Below are 23,247 nucleotides of genomic sequence, written 5' to 3'. Positions count from 1 at the left end.
GGTTATTCTTTACCCTCCTGCAGTTTATTAGATAGTTCATCCAGTTGTCCTGCATTTAGCTTATCGAGAATGACATCGAATATTGCCCCAACCCGCTCATCCCCCTGTTCCAATACTGCAGCCACTCTCCCGAGACGGATTTGGTTACTCTGCTCTCGCTGAAGCTGCCGCTTCTTCTCCTGATAAGAGATAATATCTTTATCCTCTGCTCCCTCAGCCTTCAGCCTAGCTACTTTCTGATCCAGCAGCAGCATATGGAGCTCGGTTTTGGCAAATGGTGTCAATTGCTTCACAAATCGCTCCCCATCTACAAGAACAGTCTCTTGAACCTTAAAATAGTTAGCGAGAGCCTTCAGCCTTTCTTCCGGAATGGGCCTCCGTTTCTTGATCCAATCTGAGAATTGTTGCGGGGTAATATTGAACTCACGACCTATCCCGGAATACGACTGCTCGTTGATCACGACAAGATACTCCAATACCGTCTTATACTTGACTATCTGTTGATCATTCAATGGAATCATCCTTTGACATAATTTATGTCAACAACATAACCCAATGACATAATTTATGTCAAACAGTTTTTGCGTCATGTATGTCATTTTTTATGCAAAAAACCCCCACCATTTCTGATAAGAGTTTGTAGGCGGGGATCATAAAGACAGGAGGGGAACTGGTTTCGTCTGCTCGAGAGCAACAAAGCTGAGTCCTTTCCTGGCAAGGACGTCGTTTATCCATTCAATTTCACAGCTTATGCTGCACTCACTTTCCCCCATCATTACGACTGCGCGATTTTTGGGAGCTTTATGTGATCAAGGGATTGAAGACGATTCGGCAACATAAACAAATTATCATCTGATGGTTCTGGGTACTCGACCTTAAACCCACCTTGCTCAGGATGAAATTGATAGTATACCCGTTCCGTCTGCTCAGTTGAAATCTTATTGACAACTTGCGAGAGATCAACTTGGTTCGGAGACAGGACATCGTATAGTTGTATTGAATTTCCATCTTGCATAAAGATAACGACCGCGTCTAATTCTTCAATAAAATACAGATGATCCTCAAACACATGCAAGCAATACCAAGAGAAGATTCCTTCTGCATGAATGGCGTCACACGTCGAATATCTTACGTTCCGTGAAGCATAGTATCGCATGACAAGCTCCCAATCCTGAACATCTGTTACGTTCAGCTTCCGCATGTGAGTACGATCGCTGTGTGCCTCTAGCGTATTTATGACGGAGTAGAATTCCGGTTCTTGTACTCTATGGAAGCCAAACTTCGGATAGAAATCGAGAACCGTTCGATTCGCATATAAGTACATAAAGCTGCATTTTTGCTGATACTCTTCGATTACGATTTCCATTAGCTTTCTCGACAAGCCTTGATTCCGATACGCTTCATCCGTCATGACCGTGCCGATCATAATGGCTTCATGAGTCTCATTTTTTATAACGATATCCATTACATTAACTGATACATTCGCAACGACTCTATCTCCATCGGCGTAGGAATAGCAAATATATCGATCATTCCAGCATCCTCGCTGATACCAATCTTCAAACTGAATGCCGAACGATCGCTGCGCCAATGCATTGAAGCTTGCACGGTATTTCTCGATGTCCTTATAATCCTTAATGAATACGAGTTCTTTCATAATAACTCTCCCTCATCGCCTTGTTGATGAAATACCATGTAATAATGAATAACAGTGAAAATTGATAAAGTAGATCAAAGAGGATTAAGTACGTCTTTCTATACGCCAAGCAAGCGTAAAGCCGCCTTGAAGCTTATCTCCTGTTACCGTCACATCATAGATCTCCGATTTCTGAGCGTAAAGCTTCACCGAGCTGTCCCCATCAGGCTCCATTCCGACGTGGTTCCCTCGCTCATCCTTTATATGAAAACCGTGCCCTCCGCCATTCTTGTTACGCACGTAAATGGATAGTGTTATCACATCACCGCGTCTCACTTGTATCGGGATTTCATGCTTTCCATGGAAATAATCAAAAAAAGCTGTATAAGAAATCGCGGTGCGCTCCTCAACCCAGTTGCTTTTCGTTGTAAAATCAATATTCGCAATCAGTAGGAGGATGGAGGGGATAACGAGGGAGAAGAGATAGGGAGCAACCTTCCTGCCGCGTATAATTGGATAAGCATATGTTCCCCAGAAAAAGAAAAGGGCGAAGAACGAGCCGAACATTCCGATAAGAAATGAGCTCATACTCACTTCCAGTCCTAGAAAAAAGAGATTTCTCGCGTGCAGCAGAATACGTGACAGCACCTTCAGCCTTCCCAGTTTGATCGTGATAAGATCAATGATCACCGAACATGCAATTCCATACCCAAAGAAAATCTTCCAGTAGGCAGAGTTGGCAAACTGTTCTGAATACGCGTACAAATCCATCTTCGGTAATACAAACATAGCAAAGAAAACAAACAAAGAGAAGCCTGCACCTGACAGCTTGGAAAGGATATATGCTGCATATCGATCCCCTCTCGGCTTCTCCATTCTCATCCCGGAATTCGTAATCAATCCGGATCACCTCTTCAACCAATTGATGCAATACCGACTTGAAATCCTAGCTCTATTTAATCTGTATATACCTTGTTTTCCATCCATATAATCTTTAAGTGCATCTCTATGCTGTTCATTCCATGAAGTCATGCATTCGATTCAAATTGATACTTCGCCATCATCTCTCCCCAATCCGCTAACCCTTGTTCAACAAACCCAACACTCGCATACAAACGCTTTGCTCTTTCATTTTCAGGATTGTAACTAATGAAGACCACTTCTGTTCGATCCTCCTTGGATCGAAGCTCATCCATTAACAACTGCATGGCCTGCTTGCCATAGCCTCTGCTCTGATGCTTCTCATCGATCATGAATCGATAGATCCAGTAGTTGCCGTCATCCGCATCTAGTCCATACATCGTAAAGCCTATCATTTGTTCATCCTTGTAAATTGCCTGCGCCACGAACCCCGGCAAAAATTGCACTTCTGCTATGGAATACAGATTAGAAGCTATAAACTTGCTTTGTTCCTCCGACGGACGAAGGTTGATACTCTCTTCCCAATTGTCCTGATCAATATTTTTAAACGTAATCATAGATGAATGCCCTCCCGATTATTTAGTCGTTCTTCCATAATTGAATGCAAATCACGATCGGCCAATGATACGAATTTTCAAGGTCTCCCTCATTTCTTAGTAGGGGTAGTATCGATTCGACTATTCGTTATGCCAGAGCTTATCAACTCGTACAAGTTGCATATCCTGAAGCTCAAGCTTATAGATATCCGGCATTGTCGTGGAGAACCAGAACTCGAATCCGTAAGCTGGATCGAAGTAATTCAATATCAACGTCATAATGTCCCCGTGTGTCCCAATCACAATATGCTGTCCTTCATACTTGCTTATCAATTCTTGAAGTACAGCAACTGCTCTTCGCTGAGCATCACGGCTTGGTTCTCCATCTGGAAAAGAAAAATGGAAATCTGCGTACACCTTGCGTTTTGACTCTTGGAAGCTCAATCCTTCAAATGCACCAATTTGCCGTTCTCTCAAATCTTCGTATATGTGAATAGGACGATTCACAAAATCAGCAAGCGGCTGAATCGTTTGAATCGCCCGAGCATACGGGCTTGATATAAATACATCAATCGGAATATGCTGCAGCAATTCGGCGATCTTCATTGCATCCTGTTCTCCTGCGGCAGATATCCCCCTTGAGCGCTCTTCCCCTTCGATATATGGTGACTCACAATGCCTCACAAAATAGAGTGTAGTTGTCAGATCATTGCACCTCATTCCATCTGTAAGTTTAGTAGATTCCAGTTGTTTCCTGTATACGAACGCAATTCTGATTACGTTTGTTCGGTTCGCCCAATTCATGAATAACTCTTTCATTGATTGAGAACTACACTATAAATGCAGCTCCATCGGGTCATTGCATAGGCTGTATCCATTTCGCTCATAGAAGCGAACGCTCCATTCACTAGGCCATACGATGATGAATTCATGCTCCTGCTGCTTCGACCAAGCCTCTATCCCTTTCATCATCCTGCTTCCAATCTGGTTGCCGCGATGCTCTGGTACGGTATATACATTCGTCATATAGACAAATGGATTTGTCTCTCGCCCAGGTCGAGGGACTTTGTGAATCAATTCCAAGTAGATGTGGGAGATGACACTTCCATCTAAATCAGCGACCCAAATAAACCACTCCCCACCTTTCATTGCTTCTAGTAAAAAGGAACGGCACTCCTTGTAAAAATCTTCGTATAGTTCCTCTTCAACCTGCTCTTCGTTATACTCATTCGAGAAGTCCCATCGCATTCGAATAAGCTGATCAATGTCTTGTACGCCGGCTAATCTTATATTCATCTCGAGGTTCCTCTCCTTATCATGACAAGGCCCAACCAAAAATGAGTTTTCAGTCGGGCCATATGGTGTCTTACTGCACAGGATCTTATTCCATTATTATACACTCCAATTGTCAATTTCAAGTAGAAGGGTTACGTTCAAATAAGAATATATTCATTTATATAATCATAATCGACCACAAAGAAAGTTAAAGAAGCTGCCGCCAGTAGAGTGCCGACGACAGCTTGCTGCTTAGGTATTTTATTCTATGTCTTTCTGGTTTTGTTGAAGATCATTTTAATTGTAGCTAGTTCAACGTAACTGCAATTTCCGAGTTCGGCACGCCAGCAAACACAACCGTTCCATTCTTCGGCAGTTTTACTTTGTTATTGCCGCTCACAACCGTAAAGTTGATACATACTCCCTTCTCATCATACACCGCGAACGAACTCTTCGATGGCAACGCCACGTTCATCGTTTTTCCTGCTGCCGCTTCTGGGATCGTAAACCATTTCGCATGCCCATTTGCTTGCAGTGTAACTATCGATGATTGATCTGTATCGAGCGGTTTTACGTTGGATTCACTTACGTATAAGAAGTCAGCCATCTCCATATATTCATTGCCACTTTCTGTATAGAAATGAGCTTCCTTCGTATCACGCCCATCCATCACGGGAATCTGGATTTGATGCTTCGCCGTATTCGGACCTGTAATTTGTTTGCTGTCCCAATAGCCCTCCTTGAGAGTAATTTGTGTGGTAAGAGGGATTAGTGTTCCGAGATAGATCATAGAACTAAACTTCTCGTTTACAAGATAGAACTTGCTACCCTCCCGTTTTGCCCATGCAGCAGCGGTCTTCTTCGGTAGCAAATTAACTTCTAGTTTCTCGGCTAAATAGGTAGTCATTGCAATTTGCCCCAAGCCTGGCGATAATTCATAGGTGCTCTCCCTCAAATAAGTCCTTCCATTCTTCTCGGTGACGAAGCTGAGCTTGGAGGTACCCTTCTCATTAATAAAGCTACCATCCGCCGTATATACATATTTTCCTTCTGGCTTAGTTGGTAAGAATAGTTCTCCCTTCTTCGTAATTTCTATTTTGAAATGACTGAAGGTATTTCCGTAAAAACCCGCTTTCTTTGCCACGTCTTGAGGCATCTTAGCCTTGATTGGCTTGCCGAAGGATTTATCCGGCTTTATGTCTTTAATTGCACCCTTCTCTTCAAGCGCGGTAAGCAGTAATTTAGTTGCCACCATTTGATTTGTAACACTGCTACCTCCTGACGACAACACAGCCGCTGCCATCTTCTGTTCTGGAAGCACGACCAGTGCAGCATGTTGCAGTACCGTGTCACCTCCCTTAGCCAAGGCCTTTATCCCATATCTATTAAATGGATATAATTCTACACTATCCCATCCAAGACCATAGTTGAACACATTATCTCCGTTCTCCGGCCACATTCCTTTTTTATATTCCTCTTGCTCCATCTCCTTGACTGCCTTATTAGAAAGAATTCCTTTTCCCTGCCCCATAAATAATTGTGAGAATCGCACCACATCTTCTGCCGTGGAAGAGATCCCTCCCGAACCAATCGCATTCAGTGATTCAATAGGAAGCTGTCCTTGGTACGTCGGAATATAAAGTCCAGCCCGCTTTTCGTCTTCCCATTTGTCTTGCGGCGTTTTCGTATGATTCAGTTTTAATGGCTCTGTAAACTTTTGATGTAGAAATTCAGTAAAACTCATACCGCTGACTCTTTCTACCAAAATCTCAGCCAGCGTAAAGCCATCGTTACAGTATACCGAGAACGCGCCAGGGTCGGCCTTCAAGCTTTGGCTGGGTAGTTCCCGCAACAAGCTATCATGGGCAACAGTATCATTATCTTTAAATAAAACTACATTATTGAACGTCATACCTGGCAAACCGGATGAGTGGTTCAACAGCATACGCGGCGTAATGCGCTTGTACCGCTCATCTTTCATCTTGAAATCAGGAACATAGCGGACGACAGGAGTATCCAAATCGACTTTTCCTTCGTCGACCAATTTCATTACAGCCGCAGCTGTATATACTTTACTGGTTGAACCAATCCCGTATAGAGTATCTTTGGTCAGCGGGAGTTTCCCTTCCATATCGTTCTTGCCTGTCTGACCCGACAAAATAATCTTGCCATTATCAATTAGCGCATACTGCACGCTATTCGTCTCATAGGACTTCATGAGCAGAGCAGCTTTCTCTGCTGCAATCTTCTCCAGTTCTTGGCTAGCAACCCCTTGGCTAGCTACAACCGCAATATTACTGCGAGAAGATGCTATCGCCATTGTCGGTAAGGTCATCGTGAGCGCCAATGTAGCGGCTAACACCCCAGATAGTTTCTTGTTCATAAGATAATTGCCTCCTAGATAATGACATAGTTTAACCTTTTTCCTTTTTACCTACTTGCTAAATTCAGCAAGTAAAATATTTTTAAAAAGATCCGAACTTTTAACTTTCCCCATACTGTTCAAACTGACGGCCAACGTATGACTACCTCCATGTGTGCCTCCAGCAAAAGTATCAAATCCTGGAATACCACCTGTGTGTCCCCATATCGATATACCGTTTGGAAGCTTAGTTTCATAGATTCCAAGACCAAATCCATCGATTCCTTCTATTCCTGTAGGAACCGTAGAAAGCATTTGTTTTAGTTGCTGATCTTTTAGTAATTTGCCACCGAGCAAGTAAGAAAAGAATTTGTTTAAGTCGTCAGCAGTAGAAATCATCTCTCCAGCCGATTGACCCATACTTGGGTTATAATAAGTAACGTCCTTCGGCTCACTTGCTCCGTCTAGTTGGATATATCCGCGGGGATGCTTGGTGCCTGGAATAACGGTCGAATTGCCAGGTAGGAATGTATCCGACAATTCAATCGGTTCAATAATCCGATTTTCAATTTCTTCCGCATAGCTGTTCCCGGTTACTTTTTCAATAAGAATACCCAGTAATACGTATCCTGTGTTCGAATAAGACCATCCCTTTCCTGGGGCAAAATCCGGGGGTAGAGAGATCCCCTTCTTTACTAATTCTTCAGCCGCATATGATTTTTTTGTATCCATAAGATCAAATTCTTTTGACCTTGAGTATTCAGCGATTCCACTTGTATGGTTCAATATTTGCCGGATCGTAATCTGGTTACCATCATATCCGTTTCCTTGAATGACACCAGGCAACCATTTTTCAATGGAATCGTCTAGATTCAAGCGGTTCTCTCCAACTAATTGAAGTCAACCGTTGCGGTGAACGTCTTCGTCACGCTGCCAATGCGAAAGCGGAAATCTGTTTTCATTGGTTTATTGGTTCTCAGATCCGCTATCCCGACAGCATAACTCCACGTTTTTCCACCCTCAGAAGTTTTAGCGAGTATCCCCGGGTATCCAAGCTGCAATGTATCCCGCATTGCTTGCTTGACGAAAGTACGATCTCGTTGAATACTTGTTTGTGACGAACTAGATACATTTTGAGTGGGCTCTGCTTTTACAATTGAGGTTGGCGTTGTGTATAACAGGGAACTTCCAGCTATTAAAAGGGCCAAACTTGCAAATGTAATTTGACTACGTGTTTTCATAGGGCATTCCACACCTCTATTCATATTGTATGGGTGGTTGCTTGTTGTTCCGTACTAATTACACAGCTATCATCTCCCCTATCAAAAGGGCAACATGGATCTTATCTAATCCCCTTTCGCTCGTTTTTACATTTTTATCCTACACAATAAAAATTTCTTTTTTCTTATCCATTCCTTACAAATTCCTTACCTTCAAAATAGCTTCTATAATAGGATGGAAGGAGCATTGTGCCCGGAAATGAAAAGCATTTCCAATGAATATATAAAAAAAGAAACACAGAAGTTTTTCACTTCTATGTTTCTTTTTCATCCAATAATTATTAAAGATTCGATTTACTCCAAACATGATTAAGGAGTCTCCCCCCCTAAAATGACATAACCCAACTAAAAAACCGTGTTTTCAGTCGGGTCAGGTGTCTTGTAAGGGCGCTTATCACATTCCATTAATATACACTTTATTGGTGTGGTCAGATCGATATCGTCTACCTGCAATCCGATTGACTCCGCTAATCGCGCGATATCTCCTTGAAAAGGAATAAACTGTGAACGGTTCTGCTTCATTTTGATGTACAGTCGTCCATCAAGGATCGTGAATTCAATCGGTAAGATACCTGCCTTCGTTTCGATGTTAATGCTTTTCTTTTCTCCAAAATAGCCTTTCGAATGTAAACAATACAACGACGCTGTAGTTGCATGGCCGCATAGATTCATCTCATGCCCTGGGGTAAAATATCGCAATCGAACATCTGCTTGATCCGAATGAAGAATGAATGTCGTTTCAGTGAACTACCCACCACTTAGGCCTTAAAGTGGGGGCTTCTTGGGAACTAGATACTTTTACTAGCTATCTATATTTACCAAGCTATAAGGGCAGTCCCTGCCCCTAACAAATATACCAACTATATGGCTAATTTTAGCAAGTTGATACTTGCATTTAAATCTCTATCATGGTGACTGTTGCACTCTGAGCAAACCCATTCGCGAAGGTTAAGATTCTTGACTTCCTTGTTCTGATAACCACAGTTGGAACATAGCTGACTACTAGCATAATTCTTAGGTGCGATTATCAAATCACGACCTTTCCATACTGCTTTGTATTCAAGGTATTCTCTAAATTTAAACCAAGATACTTCACCGATGGCTTTAGATAACTTGCGATTCTTTTGCATAGTCTTCACTTTCAAGTCTTCAATCACTATGACTTGGTTTTCGATTGTGATTTCATGACTGATCTTGTGAAGAAAGTCATTCCTCTGATTCGTTATCTTTTCATGAAGCCTTGCAACTTGTAATCTAGCTTTATCGCGATTCTTAGAGCCTTTTTTCTTACATGACAAAGAACGCTGCAAAAAAGCCAATCTTTTTTCAGATTTTCGCAGCCATTTAGGGTTTTCGTATTTAGTACCATTGGATAATACGGCGAAGTCTTTCAACCCAACATCGATACCAACTTTTGAATCAAGTTTGGAAAATAGTTGTTCATTTTCCTCTGCTAATATCGAAACAAAGTATTTCTTCGTTGGTGTTTTAGCAATTGTCACAGACTTAATCAAACCAAAAAATGGTCTATGTTGTTTGATTCGTACTAGTGTCTTTAATTTTGGCAGCTTGATATAACCATTTTCGATATAGACTGTACCCTTTTGATTGTTAGTTGTGTAGCTCCGGTGATTATCCTTTTTTCTTTTGAATTTCGGAAATCCTACTGACTTATCACGAAAGAAATGAGAATAAGCCTTCTGCAAATTTAGTTGAGCATTAGCCAAAGCAAGACTGTCCACTTCTTTTAGGAATGGAAATTCAGTTTTATATTGAGCTGGTGTAGGATACTTGATTGATTTATCCATGCTTTTTTGAGATTTCTTAAAAGAACTGATTTTGTCAGCAAGCATTTTGTTATACACAAAACGCACACATCCAAAGGTTTTTTCGAAAAAGTTGCGCTGGTCTCTGTTAGGATAGAGTCGATATTTATATGCTTTCAACATTTCCTACACCTCCTTTTTGCCTTGTGTTTCAATATTTCTTTAAGATTTCTAATGGTGCATCGCCCACTGTTAGTAGACAATAGCTTTTTCGTAGATCATGTAATCTACTGCCTTCTATTTTTCCATGCAAAAAATGATACCACGAACAGAATAGCTGCTGCCATCAAACCGTGGCGGATATAATCCGTTCCCCCTAACTGAATAGGCAAGCTGGCATTAGGCTCCTTAAAGACTCTATCAGTAATAAAATGAGTATAAACCTTCTTTTTGGACTCATCAAAAACACGAATTTCGCCGTTACGGATTGGAACGATTCCATTCGGGCCGCCAACTGGAACTAAAAAATCTTCTTTGTCGTTTTTCTCCAGAAACAGAAGAATCTCATCCCCTTCTTCCTGTCCGTTCCGAATCTGTGTTGCATCATCCCAATGGATACCTGCAGTAATTGTAGGCGGGACATCCCCTTTATATACGCGTTTCACTTGAAATTCGTACCTTTCCCACGAGAACGACTGCCTGCTGCTTGCTTGTTGTCTCTTGAAATCGTACGTCCCTTGCACAATAACAGACGCCCGTTCCATCACCTTGTCTGGTTCTAAGTAGACCCAGCTAGTAGCGCTTACCTCGCTTACCTGTATACTAAAAAGTAATGAGCACAAAGCGATTAGAAATATGCCCTGCACCAATCTCTTCATATCAGAAAATCTTCCTCTCGTAATCGCTTTAATCGATATCATAGATTAACCATTTCGAGTCGGGGTCTTTCCCTTTGATAAATACGTATTGTGACGTAAAAAAATCATCGTTGGTCAGCATATCATCAGCTAGGAGAAGAACTTGATATGCCCTCCTCTGCTCCTGAATATGGATGGGAGTGTGCAGCTTCACCGCCTTCAATTGGTAGGTCGGCATGCCTGTTATCGGACTATTCGGTGCGAATAGCTTCATATATTCCTCCTCATTGCCCTCATGCAAATATTGCATTCGTTTGTTGATGAGCTGTACAATCTCTTGTTCATCCTGATTCAAGCCCTTCATTTCCAAATACTCAGGGCCAGACTTGGATGTACAGCCTTGAAGTAGAATGAGAAATATGACAAGCCATACAGTCTGAACGACATACCTATTTCTACAGACACGTCCCATTAACCAACACTCCTTCTTTTTTCAAATGCCGAGCAACCACCTACGTCTTCAACCTGACAAAGATCAGCCTCGCCACATCTTCAATTAGAGAATTAAACTTTCTCGCCCCATCTGCATCCAATTTCGATATGTAACGTAACTATAGGATGGTGCTAAGTACGGAGGAGGCGTTCGATGAACAGCATAGTAACGATTTATAAAAGCGAAAAGGGTAAGAGTTTGATTGCGAATCATTATGAAAACTATATACAAGCTTTGCCGTTTCCCGTTGAACGCATGTATCTGAATACGAGCTTTGGCTCAACTCATCTATTAGCTGTGGGACCCACTGATGGAAAACCGTTGTTCCTATTACAAGGGGGAAACTGCATCAACCCAATGACATTGTCTTGGTTTTCTCCATTAACGAGCCAGTATCGAATTTATGCGCCTGATACGATTGGTCATCCTGGGTTTAGTGCAGAAACTAGAGTGTCAGCTAAGGATAATAGCTTCGCCCTATGGCTTCAAGAACTCATGAACGGTCTTGATATCGAGAAATGTGGATTTATAGGCACCTCTTATGGAGCAGGAATCATATTAAGACTAGCCGCCTGTATGCCGCATAAAATAGACTGCGCCGTGCTTGTGTCACCAGCAGGAATACGTTTAGGATCGAAGCTCAAAATGATCAAGGACATCCTTTTGCCACTGCTTCTGTTCCATGCAACTTCCTCAGATCGATACCTTGATAAGCTAACCAATGCCATGTCTGACAACACGATGAAGGCAATAGACAAGAAAATTATTGGAGACATTTTTCGATATGTGAAACTTGAGCAAAATATGCCTAAGCTTACAGAAAAAGAGGAACTCCAGCATTTCCATGCGCCGACTCTTCTTATTACAGGCCGAAAGGACATCTTTTTCCCTGAACGGCAGGTCAATCAAACAGCACGCGCAATCATCCCGAATCTGACCGCAATCAAATCATACGAGATGGGACATTTCCCTTCAGAATCCGATTTGGTCACCATTAACGATGAAATCTCTTTGTTCCTGCAAACTTATTACGTAACGAAATTTACATAGATTCGCTATCGTCGCTTAGGTGGATTATTATGCCTTGTCACAAGAATCCTCCTAAGAGACGCCTTATGGCTCTGGTATTTCTCTCATTCTCGTCTCCAACATTTGAATGAAGATTTCACATCTTCCTCATAGACCATCATCAATATTCACAATTTTCCTTTATCATTCCAATCCATGTCGTTAATGAAACTCGTCCGGAACCTGAATACATGGCTTCCCCTCGATCACTCAGGCTGCAAAGTAATAAGCGACGCTATACTCATACCATTGTTCTCCCCTCAAAAGCGTGGATGTCTGCATGTTCAGTATTTATCCATTTGTTTCTGTATCGTTCTATGACCCGATCATCCCATATTTGAACTTCAATATATCGCTCAGGGCCATAATGACCGTGCGCGTTCCATTGCTGTGGCCAGCCAAACTGTTCAACTACCTGCCGAATACTATCTCGGGTATATACCTTTTTGCGATATGGCTTCCCGTCCTCAACTCGCATCGTAGGAAATAAGTCTCCATAAGTAAAACTAATAGTACTTGCATCGAAATCATCAATATGGATGTGTAATTCTCTTCCCTCTTCATACCACTCCAGCAGCCAGCTGCAATGTCCTAATGTCATATAGTGAGGATATAGTGTCCGAGGTTTGCCGCCTTGCTCTATAAACATCGCTCTTGCCCGCTTCTCCAATTGACGCCGAACATGCATGTAATCTTCAGATCGTTTGCTTGCAAAACCTCTTCCACTCTCTCTTATCTCAGACAAGATGCAGTTCGCTTCTTCCATAGACAGCGCAGACAAATTGTGAAATGGCCCCTGTGCGGCCTCGTAATAGTGACACAAAAGATTGAAGTCCAAATGAACAGCCCCCTATTCCATCATAGAAATCATAACAGTTAGCGTTCCCTTATTCGCCTCCTTATTGCGACCACGTGACAAACAACCATAAATAACCAGTCGATTCTGATCAGATTTTTATGTATTATTAAGAATTTATTAAGGAGCAATTAAAGCCCTCTCCCTATACTAAGCATATTGAATAAATACTAGATCTAATTGATATAGGTCACAAGGAGGAAGAAAATACGTGTCATTACCCCAATTAAATATTGAAATGTTTCGAGGAATTAACGACTTAGGCAAGCAGCTCTCCTTTCTAAATCCATCCGTCGTATTCATTGCAGAATATACGATCTATCTGTTAGCAGCTTGCATGCTGTTATTTTGGTTCACCCGTACAACGGCCAATCGCATGATGGTGCTGCAAGGCGGATTTGCATTCATTCTCGCAGAGCTCCTTGGCAAAGCGGTTGGAATGTTCCATTCGCATCATCAACCATTTGCGGAACTCCCGAATGTTAGTAAATTAATCGATCACAGCATCAACAATTCATTTCCTAGTGATCATACGATATTGTTTTTCTCCATCTGTGCGTCGTTCTGGCTGATGCGCAAAAAAACAGGCTGGGGCTGGTTGTGGCTCGTGCTGGCGGGTTGTGTAGCATTATCTCGTGTATGGGTTGGCGTACATTATCCTGTAGATATAGCAGTAGGCGCAATGATTGGGATCTGCTCAGCAGTGCTCGTGTACTGGTCATCCACTAGATTTGCTTGGCTATCTCGCTTGCTTGATATGTATGAGAGTGTGGAACAACGCATACTGCCTGTGCGGAATAAATCTAACGATCTATAAGTTAGATATTTTATACAAAATGAGAATGGACGCACCATATGGAGTTGTCGAATACCAATGTGGCTGCGTCCATTGTCTACTATTCTCAAGACCACTTCATTCCATACACTTCTTACCTGCACTTACTCTCCAGTATCCTGCTTCAAGAGTTCTTGCAAGGAATGTGGGAAAATAGGCCTGCTAAGCTCCAATATCGCCTTCGCATAGGATTGAATTTCCTTCTGAGCATCATACTCCAGGCGTTGATTCAAGAAGTGAGCTACCGATTGCAGGGAGGCTGTCCAATACCAGCGCACATACATGCCATAGGAAGGCAGAAATAATCTAGCTTGCTCCGCGCATATGCCATCTTCTAGTGCCGCTTCATACTTGGCAACGCCAAGCTCAATGTAGTTCATCAGCTCGTCCGTGTGCTTCTGCCCGATTTCCCAGGATACAATGTCTCCACTGCCCTGCTTCGAATTCTCAGGCTTGCTTCTCCATTCCCCCTGAGACGGTATGTAGAAGGTAGGATCTTCAGTGATATATCTACGACTCGATTCATTCCAAGCCTCCAAGCTGTCGCCTGTGCCTTCCATATGGGAAGAACCTATGACATACTTCCACCACTGCCTAGCAACCATAAGCGGCGCGTACACTTCGAACTGCAGCATGACATGTCGAAATGGCGAGGTATGTCCTTCTCTAGCCAGAAATTGAATCAATCGAATATCCCGCTCGCTTAGCTCAATCGATTCCTTGGCATAGGATACCCGTGCGGAGTTGACAACCGTCAAATCCGAACCCATCGTGTTGACTAACCGGACATACCCCTTATCTAATACTTGCAGCATAGACATGGCAACCACTCCTATCTAGTAAATGAGACGAAAAGAGAACATCAAGTTCCCACTCAATGCTCTCTTCATTTGGATACATATTCTATTTTAGTATACATGAATCCAGGTGGATGAACAGGTATTTCCTGGCGATAAGTTTGACTGCCTTTTCTCTGTTCAGTCACTCCTAATACAATAGATCAACCTGCACTTCCAATGAAAAAGCTGGCGACTAAGATCAAGAAAACTACTATTGTTATTCCTACATACAAATAATCTTGTTCATGCAGAAAAACAAAAATAGAGATAAAGACCCGCAGTACTGGTGTAGCAATGAGCATAAGCAGTCCTGTCAGGATAATCGCATATGACTTCATTGATAATAGACCGGCATAAATTCCTGCCAGACTGGTTGGAAAGGTCTGCTCAGGATATCCACTGTCTCCAGAAATGAGGAACAGCAGCAAGCCAGCAAGGATCACCGCTGCACTAGCCAGTACCCCTACCCGAAGCCACTTGCTGACAACAATCTCTACCGCTTCCGATTTGTCATTGCGCATTTGTTCGATCTCGGACTGCTGTACGCTGCCTTCTCGCCCAAGCTCACTCATAGAAGTCCCCCCAATCCCTGTACAATCATCTGAATGGCCACATACGCCAATACGGGAATAAACCATTTGCGAATCGTCTTGCTCTTCATCTTCTGCATGATTCTCGCGCCAGCCGTTGCTCCCATCAGAACCCCCAGCGCCACCGGAGCCGAGATTGCCGGATCAATGTCACCACGGAACAGATAGACCCCCGCGCTTGCCGCGCCCGTAACGCCCATCATGAAGTTGCTCGTCGCACTGGATACCTTAAGCGGGAGCTTCATGAAGACATCCATCGCCATCACTTTGAAGCTGCCGCTGCCAATTCCAAGCAGACCCGATATCACCCCTGCCCCGTACATGACACCGAATCCGCCGTATACATTATCCACTTTATACGGAACCGTCTGATTCAAAGCCTTATCAAAATACTCACCTTGCAAGCGCAGCTTCTCCGCAACCGGATGCATAGTTACATCCTTCGGCAGTTCATCATTCCGCTTCTTAAGCATAGTCCCCGCCGAGTATAGCAGCAGCAGACCGAAGATAATATACAGTACCGTAGGCGCCATGATTCCGCCTAGAAATGCACCGGTTATCGCTCCCACCGTTGTTGCAACCTCCAAGAACATGCCTACTCGCACATTCGTAATCCGATCTCGGATATAAGCGATCGCTGCCCCGCTGGAGGTTGCAATGACCGAAATAATACTTGCGCCAATCGCCGTCTTAATATCAACACCGAACAATAAGGTCAATGCTGGCGTAACTATAATCCCTCCACCCAGACCAAGCACTGCCCCGACGATTCCAGCCAACACGGAGATCAACAGTATTTCAATCGCTAGTAAAGACAACATCCTCTCCCCTTCCGCGCCATGTTCTTCCTCATACATATGTATACACCTTTTTATACATTCGATCAATAGATTGCATCATTAACTTTACATTGTATGTGCTATAATGGGCTTAATAGGACAAGTACAAGTCGAAAGGGTTGATCAAATGCAGTTCCGTAATTTAGACGAAATCGATACACGGATTTTGCAGCTGTTATCCGAGAATGGACGCTTAAGCAATGCGGAGCTTGGACGAATGGTCAACTTGACCCGAGCGGCTGTTCGCGAACGAATCCATCAATTGATGGAGGATGGGATTATTGATCGGTTCACCATTGTCGTGAATCCGCTCAAGGCGGGCAAAACCTTGTCGATGTATTTCGATATTGAAGTGGATTGGGTGAAGCTGCTGCATGTCGTAGAACAGCTAAGATTGGCTGAGGAGATTACGAACGTGTATCAAATGAGCGGCAAGCCGCATCTGCATGTCCATGCACTGCTGGATGATCCGGAGCATGCTGAGCAGTGCTTGAGAATGCTTCAAGCGATTGATGGTATCACTTCCGTCACTAGTGAGGTACTCATTGCGCGGCATAAAGAAAGAGGCGGATTGTTAATTTAAACAGGTGCTTTAAATAGTACACCGAGATCACATGAATTGTTATAGAACGCCCCGCTTGCTACTGGTGTATGCAGCGATCCAGATGCCACAAGCGGGGCGTAAAATTGATGACGTTATTATAAAATATTTCTTTTTTGGACAACGATTATGGAAACTCTCTTCTACCGAAGCTCAGTGGAGAAGCATTGGATCGGGCCGTCCCAGCCGTTTTCTCGAATCTCTTCATAGTTATCGTTTGTGTACGCTGCAATCACCTTTCTCCAAAAATGCTGCGAAGGTATGTTTTCGTCAATCTGGCCGACCTTCCAAGTTCCCTGAAACCGATCGAACAAAGCTGTTGCCGCATACCTTCCTGCACCGGAACGCCGATATTTTTTCATTACGAAAAACTCCGCCATCGAATAAACCGTCCGCTTGTCATCATCCGTTCCTAACTTCCTTACGAGCGCTACTCCCGCAAGCTTCCCATCCACTCGAATGAAGAAAGGATACCTCCCTTCCTCTGTCCAGTAATGATCCAGATACATATATTCATATAGACCGTTCTCGTTGACATCCTCTGGATCGTATTCACTGAAATCATATTTATACAGCTCCAGCAAATTACGAAGCGTAGATTTTTGCTCGTACTCGACCTGATGCAGCGTGATCATGCTTATGCCCTCCTCCATTTCTGATGGTTTTTCTCTTACGCTATCATTTTTTACAATGTATGCTTCACTTTTGTCATTCGGCTTTTTCGTCTAGGATCCGGTAAAAAGCATAGGCAGACGAAAGTCGCCAGTGCCAGCCCACCGCAAGCACCTACTGATACAGAAAACGCGCGTACATAATCAGACAGCTCAGCCTCTACGAGCACATGTCCAAGTACGCCGGAAAACACAATACCGATCAATGCCACCCCTAGCGAATTCGCCAAGTACATACAGGTCGTGAATAATCCTGATCCCGATCCGGCATCCTTCTTCGGAACTGTGCTTAGAACGATATTCGCTAGTGGTGTCGTGACCATGCCAAGACTGAATCCGTACATCCATAATAGGAGAAGATTACGGTAATTAAGCATAGCCCTCGCGTCATACAGGATAGAACCAATCAGCAGCGATATGCATATTGCCATGCCGATAGAGCCGAGCTTCAATGAACCTATCCCCCATTTTTCTACGAAACGGGAGGATAAGAGAGATGACAGAAAGAATCCGACCCCCAATGGCAGAAACACCATGCTTGTGGTTTGAACATCCTTATGCAGGCCGTATTGGACATAGTAACTTAATAGGAAGAAAAAGGCGAACATGCCCAGGTACACGACAAGCACAGCCAACAGGCCTACGCGAAAGGAAGCATGCCGAAATACAACAAGATTCACCAACGGAAAAGCGTTTCTTCTCTTCTTGTAACACTCGACTGCCACAAAAGTAACAAGTACACCAAAACCGATCAGCATACAAAACCAAACCCACACCGGCCACCCCTGTCTCTGCCCTTCCGATAAAGGATATACAAGCAGAAATAAGCCGCTTATGAGTAGAAGAGCGCCAATCCAATCAATAGGCTGTTTTTTCTCCCCACGCGATTCAGGAATGATTGGCAGCAGCATTAGAACCAGCATACCGAATGGAACGTTAACAAAGAACACCATTCGCCAGCCAAGATCGAACAGGTTCCAGTTGACGATAAGGCCCCCAAAAATGAGTCCAAAAGCAAATCCAAATCCAATGATTGCACCATATATGCTGAACGCGATTGCCTTTTCTCTTGGCGGAAAGCTGACCTGCATCGTAGAAAGAACCTGGGGCTGAATGAGCGCAGCAGCCAAACCTTGAACGATCCGAATAGCAATAAGCAGGCAAGGCTCCGAGGTCAAGCCGCCAAGCATGGCCATGATTGTGAACCCGCTCACTCCAATAAGAAGCAGCCGTTTTCTTCCGTATATGTCACCTAACTTCCCGCTAATAATCAAGGCCACCGCCAAGCCAAGAGAGAAACCTGTAACGATTAGCTGCGCTTCAGCGAAACTTGCGTTCAAGCTGTGCTGCATCGACGGCAGAGCAACCTGAATCATATAAGTGTTCAGTGAGATAAGCAGCGTCGGTAGCAGTACGATAACGAGTGCAATCCATCGTTTCGGATTCCCCTCCATTTGCTGATTACCATCCGTGCGTTGTGATGTATTTGTCAAAATAGCAGACAACATTACGATTCCCTCCAGTAGTTAGAATCACATGAATACTCTGATTATGAGCCAATCATGTTCATACGCTCTACCTGAAGAGGGAGTCTTTGCCCCTATAGCGGAATTAACTGAAGAACCCTTCTACCTACATTAGGCCAAAGGGTTCCCTTGCGAAATGGAAGCGTCGCCGCCAGTCGAAGACGACCTTCGAACTTGATCCTGCTGTTCCAGCTGCTTGAGGAACGAGCTTGGATTGCAGCCGTAATGCTTGCGAAAGGCTGCCGTAAAGTTGCTAACATTACTGTACCCGACCGCGACGGCAGCTTCCCCAACATTCAGATGTTCCATCTCCATATGCCATATCGCCTTCTCGATCCGCTGCTTGCGCACCAGTTCGAATACTGTTGTGCCGAACAGCTCGCGAAATCCAGCTTTCAGCTTGAATTCGTTGATCCCGACATGCTTGGAGAGTTCTCGTATAGACAAGGGCTGTTCGTAATTGTTCATCACAATCTCCCGTGCCTCATGAAGCTTTGCGATGTCATCGCGACGAACGTTTCGCTTTACAGTTCGATCATGAATTTCGTCCGCCTCTCCGAATAAGGCGAGGAATTCGATAGCTTTGCTCTCCATGTATAGCCGCTTCATCTTCCCCTGATAATCGCACCGAAGCATATCCGTTACGCATCGATGAATGTCTGGCGTGACTGAATAGGAGTCAATACTGCCAAGATGACGATGAAGCAATTTTTCCATGTTCTGCTTCTCAGCCGCATCAACGGCATAGTCATACAGTTCATCCGGAGAAAATCTCACCTCAACCATATGATGGTGCATTCCTGCCTTTTTCTCCTCATACACCTGCACATCCTCCAACAGCAGCACATTGCCAGTCTGCGGTTCCGTATGACTTTCTTTTCCGCTCCATTCGCAATACACTTCACCGCTAAAGCAATAACTCAGCTCAAACAGACGGCATGACTCTTGGATACATAGCTTCATATCTTCCGCATAAGTGACATCGGTAACCATGATTTCCATACCTTCACGGACGCGCATCCGGGTCACACTGCCCGTTCCAATGTGAGGAGGAAGGAACATCTGCTGCTCCCAAGCACTGCTTTTCATATCACCATGAATCATTTCAGAATAGCGCTCAAAATAATCATGGATGCTGGCTACATGAACTTCAGCTGCCATCTGATCACCTTCTATTCCGCCTTATTGGCCTGAATGAGAATCTTTATCATCCACATTCATTGTATCATCAAGCTAACCCCCATTGTGCCTTATCCATGGCCAATGTGCTTGATCCAAGCAGCATCGAGGCTATACTCGTAATATGAGCCTGCATCTTCATTTCACTATCCGAGTCAGAGTAGCTATTTCCTGCAACAAAAGCAGTCAGATAGTCTTCCCAGCTGTTATAGCATTGCTGCAAATGGCGAGCCGCCTTGAGCTTCAAGCCCCAAGCTTCATCCTTGGTTAAGTAGCCGTAGGTAAGTCCCATATTGCACATAAAGATTGCCCAAGCCCCACCAAATGCCGCAATTTCTCCGGAAGGAAGCTGGTGCAAAAATGCATTGACGATTACGACCTTGGCATGGTCAGGATGATCCACAGAGGATTCCACATACCGCTTGCGAGAGACTTCGTTACGTGAAGCTAGACTCGTATGCAGCTTCTTATACTCCTCGCGCAGTCCATCTTCGAGCAGCCACTGAACTCGACTGAGCAATGACTCCTTGTCGATAACTCCCCAAGCGGCGAACGCCTTTTTCATCGATCCTCTGCGCAGAATTCGATCCGTAAATGGAAATCCGAACGGGATATAATGGTACACCATTAAACTATCCGTACATACAGAAGAAAGGCAACGGAAGTACAGCTCCAGCTGCTTTCTTTGTTGGTTATTGTATTCGCTTGGCATATTGGAGCCCTCCTTCTAGGTAGTCATCATTCGGTAAGTCTTGAACGTCTTCCAACCGTTCCACACCATTACTGCAAGCCATAGTACCGTAACGACAAGAGGCACGCTTATAAATAGTTGAAGCCCAACATAGACGAGTATGTATAGCCAAGTCAAGCGGAGATAGAAGTAGAGAAGAAATGATGAAATTTGTTTACGTGCTTGTCTCTGTCCCTTTTTCTCCACTTCTTGGGCATATCTATATTTGTTAAATAACTTAATACCGTGAACATACCGTAAAATGTCATGAACATTGTCAATGTCATTGGATTGCTGGAGCTTCATATGCGCTTCCTTCAGCTGCCCTAATTGCGTATAACAATGAATGGACAGCATCAAAGCATCTTGCTGATTCTCCTCAATCTGCAGCAAGCGGTTGCATTCCGCCAAGGCAGCTTCATATTGTTCAAGCTTGTATAGGAGCTGTGCACGGTGCCATCGTCCCTCAAACTCATCGGGTTTCATCGCAATCACTTGATTGAAGCAATCCATTGCTTGCTCCATTTCGCCGATTTCTTCGAAGTATTTGCCGCGCATGAGCTCTAGGTCAGGATCGTCTTGGAACCATTCATGGGCCTCACTCAAATATGCGCCTACCTCTTCAAGTTCTCCTTGCATAAGCATATACTGCGCCATCTCACGCAGGTAGAGATAACGGTCAATATCAAAATTGATGTCCGCATCAATGAAACAATCATAGGTCAGCTCCATCGTACCGTTAACCTGTTCGAATATGTAATCAATGAATTCCCCGGCATGGCGTTCCCTTAATTCTTCCTCATGCTCATGGAAACGGAAAGTATCCTCCAGCACGATCCATACCGCTATCGGAAAATAATGATGCTTCTCCTCAAGAAACATCACCATTTCATCACGTAACTGCGGATTCTTAATATCCCATTCCGCGTTCTCCTGGAACAAGGCTTTCCAAGATGAAGGCTGGATTCGATTTGCGAAATTGCTATACAGCTCAGATACTCGGGCTAGAAATACCTGAATCGGATTTGCGGCATAAGGATAAGCTGTGCTCACAGCAACCTCTTCTCTTGCAACCGTCTTATGTACAAATGGATCTTCCAACCGTTCACCATGATCGTTCAGCCTCATATTAGAAGCTTCTGTTGCTGCTGACCTTTTGCGCGCCAGCTTCAACGCTACTTCATACGCTTCATGCAGCATCTCTTTCCACTGTGCGTCATTTTCCGGATGCTCTAGCGTCAGCTTCTTCGCATAAGCGCTTGAGATGACAGAATCATCTTCCGTTGGCTCAATCCCTAATATATCCCATACATTCAAGTTACTCCATCCACCTTTCCCTCAACTCCAGCCGTTCCCAATATGCTTTGGTGGCTATTTCAATATTCCGATAGTCAATAGCAAAATCGAAAAACTTCCTTCAACCATTCTTTATTCTACCAATACCACAAGAGATAATCCAATTTATACTAGATTCGAACTAAGTGGGAGCCCCATTTCTCTTTCAAATTTCCGGTAGCAGCCAACGAAAAATGGAGTAGTCTGACGCCTACTGCGTCAGACCACTCCACATTGCAACTTCATTCCGCATTCAATTGTACATGTAATTGTTCATAAGCATCTGCAAGCCAAGGGTGGATGACCTTCAGTGTGTCCTTGCGATCCCATAAATATTGAATGTAAGCAAACGCCGCATGTTCCAGCGATATTGCGAGATTATGATGTAATTCCTCGATGTAAGGAGGAATGCCTTGCTGATCCCATGCAATCTTGTCGGCAACAAATAGGACAAGATCAAGCTGCGAGGCATCGGTTCGCAGCGTAGTATGGCAGCCCACCGCATCCAGCACTTCGGCATCCTGAACGCCAAATATGTCCCGGGCCATCACCTTGGATAGCTTCTGATGGATGATCATCGGGAATTGCTCTTCTTCGGGCAGTATATCAATTCCTAGCTGCCTCGCCGCCTCAATTCGTTCCTCGTTAGGAAATACGGCGCTGATATCATGCAGCCATCCCGCCAATTCCGCTCTCTCCGGATCAGCATAATATAATTGCGCAATTCTTCTAGCTTCTGCCCCTACATCCATACAATGCTCTGCAGTACCCGGGCTATGATTTGCGGTTAGAAACTGTTGAATATCCTGCTTCATATTTCCCGTGAACTCAATTTCTTGCACAAGCTTTTCAAATAATAGATGCATGATAGATATACCTCTCTCACTATGGAATGTCATCCCTATTAATCATTTATTTCTATTTTGAAAAAGAAATGGTCGGCTTCTTATCAGATAGCATTTAGAAATAGATCAAAACAGCGATTGAGCTCAACATAACCCAATCGCTGTTTCATGGAATCAACTTCTCATTCACTTATTTTACCAGTATGT

Annotated in this window: 24 protein-coding genes and 2 pseudogenes; 4 read left to right on the top strand and 22 right to left on the bottom strand. The window is 43.8% G+C overall.

Translation table 11 applies throughout. From position 1 onward, the window contains the following. Window positions 1-2: 2 nt before the first annotated feature. The 6 genes from BLS15_RS23230 to BLS15_RS23205 form a co-directional block, all read right to left on the bottom strand. Window positions 3-512: a hypothetical protein gene (locus BLS15_RS23230; RefSeq protein ID WP_021255167.1), complete on the bottom strand. Its 510-nt coding sequence runs from the start codon at window positions 510-512 to the stop codon at window positions 3-5. Between the two features lie 263 nt (window positions 513-775). Then, entirely contained in the window at window positions 776-1,657 is an 882-nt protein-coding gene (locus tag BLS15_RS23225) for a GNAT family N-acetyltransferase (RefSeq protein ID WP_028531583.1), read from the bottom strand. 84 nt (window positions 1,658-1,741) lie between these two features. Next, window positions 1,742-2,536 (bottom strand): hypothetical protein, encoded by a 795-nt coding sequence (locus BLS15_RS23220; RefSeq protein ID WP_028531584.1) that lies wholly within the window; start codon window positions 2,534-2,536, stop codon window positions 1,742-1,744. Between the two features lie 128 nt (window positions 2,537-2,664). Next, window positions 2,665-3,114 (bottom strand): GNAT family N-acetyltransferase, encoded by a 450-nt coding sequence (locus tag BLS15_RS23215; protein WP_021255170.1) that lies wholly within the window; start codon window positions 3,112-3,114, stop codon window positions 2,665-2,667. Between the two features lie 120 nt (window positions 3,115-3,234). Continuing rightward, window positions 3,235-3,813, bottom strand: a complete 579-nt coding sequence (locus tag BLS15_RS23210) for a histidine phosphatase family protein (protein ID WP_036591801.1) — start codon at window positions 3,811-3,813, stop codon at window positions 3,235-3,237. A 114-nt stretch (window positions 3,814-3,927) separates the two neighbouring features. Further along, window positions 3,928-4,389 (bottom strand): GNAT family N-acetyltransferase, encoded by a 462-nt coding sequence (locus tag BLS15_RS23205; RefSeq protein WP_090513938.1) that lies wholly within the window; start codon window positions 4,387-4,389, stop codon window positions 3,928-3,930. 151 nt (window positions 4,390-4,540) lie between these two features. On the opposite strand from BLS15_RS23205, the gene BLS15_RS30090 reads away from it, so the two are divergent. Continuing rightward, the gene (locus BLS15_RS30090) at window positions 4,541-4,624 is read left to right on the top strand and encodes a hypothetical protein (protein WP_368087140.1); all 84 of its coding nucleotides are present in this window, start codon (window positions 4,541-4,543) and stop codon (window positions 4,622-4,624) included. A 51-nt stretch (window positions 4,625-4,675) separates the two neighbouring features. Here BLS15_RS30090 and BLS15_RS23200 read toward each other — a convergent pair whose 3' ends face one another. The 6 genes and pseudogenes from BLS15_RS23200 to BLS15_RS23175 all read right to left on the bottom strand — a co-directional run bounded on the left by BLS15_RS23200 (window position 4,676) and on the right by BLS15_RS23175 (window position 11,105). Then, complete coding sequence (locus BLS15_RS23200) at window positions 4,676-6,751, bottom strand: serine hydrolase domain-containing protein (RefSeq protein WP_090513935.1); 2,076 nt, start codon at window positions 6,749-6,751, stop codon at window positions 4,676-4,678. Between the two features lie 51 nt (window positions 6,752-6,802). Beyond that, window positions 6,803-7,971, bottom strand: a pseudogene (locus tag BLS15_RS23195) (serine hydrolase domain-containing protein). A 384-nt stretch (window positions 7,972-8,355) separates the two neighbouring features. Beyond that, a pseudogene (locus BLS15_RS23190) lies at window positions 8,356-8,742 on the bottom strand (PhzF family phenazine biosynthesis isomerase); the annotation flags it as partial. 128 nt (window positions 8,743-8,870) lie between these two features. Further along, window positions 8,871-9,959, bottom strand: coding sequence for an IS200/IS605 family element RNA-guided endonuclease TnpB (tnpB, locus tag BLS15_RS23185; RefSeq protein WP_090513932.1), 1,089 nt, complete (start codon window positions 9,957-9,959; stop codon window positions 8,871-8,873). 104 nt (window positions 9,960-10,063) lie between these two features. After that, window positions 10,064-10,654, bottom strand: a complete 591-nt coding sequence (locus BLS15_RS23180; protein ID WP_090513931.1) for a hypothetical protein — start codon at window positions 10,652-10,654, stop codon at window positions 10,064-10,066. Window positions 10,655-10,682: 28 nt separating this feature from the next. Continuing rightward, on the bottom strand, window positions 10,683-11,105 hold the full coding sequence (locus BLS15_RS23175; RefSeq protein ID WP_090513929.1) for a hypothetical protein: 423 nt from the start codon (window positions 11,103-11,105) through the stop codon (window positions 10,683-10,685). A 174-nt stretch (window positions 11,106-11,279) separates the two neighbouring features. Between BLS15_RS23175 and BLS15_RS23170 the strand changes: the two genes are divergently transcribed. Further along, window positions 11,280-12,176 carry an alpha/beta fold hydrolase gene (locus BLS15_RS23170; protein WP_090513926.1) on the top strand — a complete coding sequence of 299 codons (897 nt, stop codon included), beginning with the start codon at window positions 11,280-11,282 and terminating at the stop codon, window positions 12,174-12,176. Between the two features lie 259 nt (window positions 12,177-12,435). Here BLS15_RS23170 and BLS15_RS23165 read toward each other — a convergent pair whose 3' ends face one another. After that, window positions 12,436-13,032: a hypothetical protein gene (locus tag BLS15_RS23165; RefSeq protein WP_254777392.1), complete on the bottom strand. Its 597-nt coding sequence runs from the start codon at window positions 13,030-13,032 to the stop codon at window positions 12,436-12,438. A 229-nt stretch (window positions 13,033-13,261) separates the two neighbouring features. Here BLS15_RS23165 and BLS15_RS23160 point away from each other — a divergent pair, with 229 nt between their 5' ends. Then, entirely contained in the window at window positions 13,262-13,867 is a 606-nt protein-coding gene (locus BLS15_RS23160) for an undecaprenyl-diphosphatase (RefSeq protein ID WP_021255179.1), read from the top strand. A 122-nt stretch (window positions 13,868-13,989) separates the two neighbouring features. Here the strand turns inward: BLS15_RS23160 and thyX are convergent, their stop codons facing one another. The 3 genes from thyX to BLS15_RS23145 all read right to left on the bottom strand — a co-directional run bounded on the left by thyX (window position 13,990) and on the right by BLS15_RS23145 (window position 16,132). Further along, window positions 13,990-14,706: an FAD-dependent thymidylate synthase gene (gene thyX, locus BLS15_RS23155; protein WP_021255180.1), complete on the bottom strand. Its 717-nt coding sequence runs from the start codon at window positions 14,704-14,706 to the stop codon at window positions 13,990-13,992. 179 nt (window positions 14,707-14,885) lie between these two features. Continuing rightward, window positions 14,886-15,245 (bottom strand): DUF1634 domain-containing protein, encoded by a 360-nt coding sequence (locus BLS15_RS23150; RefSeq protein WP_036591808.1) that lies wholly within the window; start codon window positions 15,243-15,245, stop codon window positions 14,886-14,888. A 47-nt stretch (window positions 15,246-15,292) separates the two neighbouring features. Continuing rightward, window positions 15,293-16,132 (bottom strand): sulfite exporter TauE/SafE family protein, encoded by an 840-nt coding sequence (locus BLS15_RS23145; RefSeq protein ID WP_028531589.1) that lies wholly within the window; start codon window positions 16,130-16,132, stop codon window positions 15,293-15,295. Between the two features lie 148 nt (window positions 16,133-16,280). Here BLS15_RS23145 and BLS15_RS23140 point away from each other — a divergent pair, with 148 nt between their 5' ends. Next, entirely contained in the window at window positions 16,281-16,736 is a 456-nt protein-coding gene (locus BLS15_RS23140) for an Lrp/AsnC family transcriptional regulator (protein ID WP_021255183.1), read from the top strand. Between the two features lie 161 nt (window positions 16,737-16,897). On the opposite strand, the gene BLS15_RS23135 is transcribed toward BLS15_RS23140, so the two are convergent. The 6 genes from BLS15_RS23135 to yqeK all read right to left on the bottom strand — a co-directional run bounded on the left by BLS15_RS23135 (window position 16,898) and on the right by yqeK (window position 23,061). Further along, window positions 16,898-17,389: a GNAT family N-acetyltransferase gene (locus tag BLS15_RS23135; RefSeq protein WP_021255184.1), complete on the bottom strand. Its 492-nt coding sequence runs from the start codon at window positions 17,387-17,389 to the stop codon at window positions 16,898-16,900. Window positions 17,390-17,439: 50 nt separating this feature from the next. Continuing rightward, entirely contained in the window at window positions 17,440-18,933 is a 1,494-nt protein-coding gene (locus BLS15_RS23130; protein ID WP_036666700.1) for an MFS transporter, read from the bottom strand. A gap of 129 nt (window positions 18,934-19,062) precedes the next feature. Next, complete coding sequence (locus BLS15_RS23125) at window positions 19,063-20,112, bottom strand: helix-turn-helix transcriptional regulator (protein ID WP_081819810.1); 1,050 nt, start codon at window positions 20,110-20,112, stop codon at window positions 19,063-19,065. Window positions 20,113-20,179: 67 nt separating this feature from the next. After that, window positions 20,180-20,842, bottom strand: a complete 663-nt coding sequence (locus BLS15_RS23120) for a DUF1266 domain-containing protein (protein WP_090513923.1) — start codon at window positions 20,840-20,842, stop codon at window positions 20,180-20,182. 15 nt (window positions 20,843-20,857) lie between these two features. Then, window positions 20,858-22,177: a hypothetical protein gene (locus BLS15_RS23115; protein WP_028531592.1), complete on the bottom strand. Its 1,320-nt coding sequence runs from the start codon at window positions 22,175-22,177 to the stop codon at window positions 20,858-20,860. Between the two features lie 260 nt (window positions 22,178-22,437). Further along, window positions 22,438-23,061, bottom strand: a complete 624-nt coding sequence (gene yqeK, locus BLS15_RS23110) for a bis(5'-nucleosyl)-tetraphosphatase (symmetrical) YqeK (RefSeq protein ID WP_090513920.1) — start codon at window positions 23,059-23,061, stop codon at window positions 22,438-22,440. Window positions 23,062-23,247 lie beyond the last annotated feature (186 nt).

It is taken from the genome of Paenibacillus sp. cl6col (assembly GCF_900102125.1).
In the GTDB taxonomy this organism is placed as follows: Bacteria; Bacillota; Bacilli; order Paenibacillales; family Paenibacillaceae; genus Paenibacillus_B; species Paenibacillus_B suaedae.
Note: the sequence above shows the minus strand (reverse complement) of the source record. Positions and strands in the feature narration are given on the sequence as shown.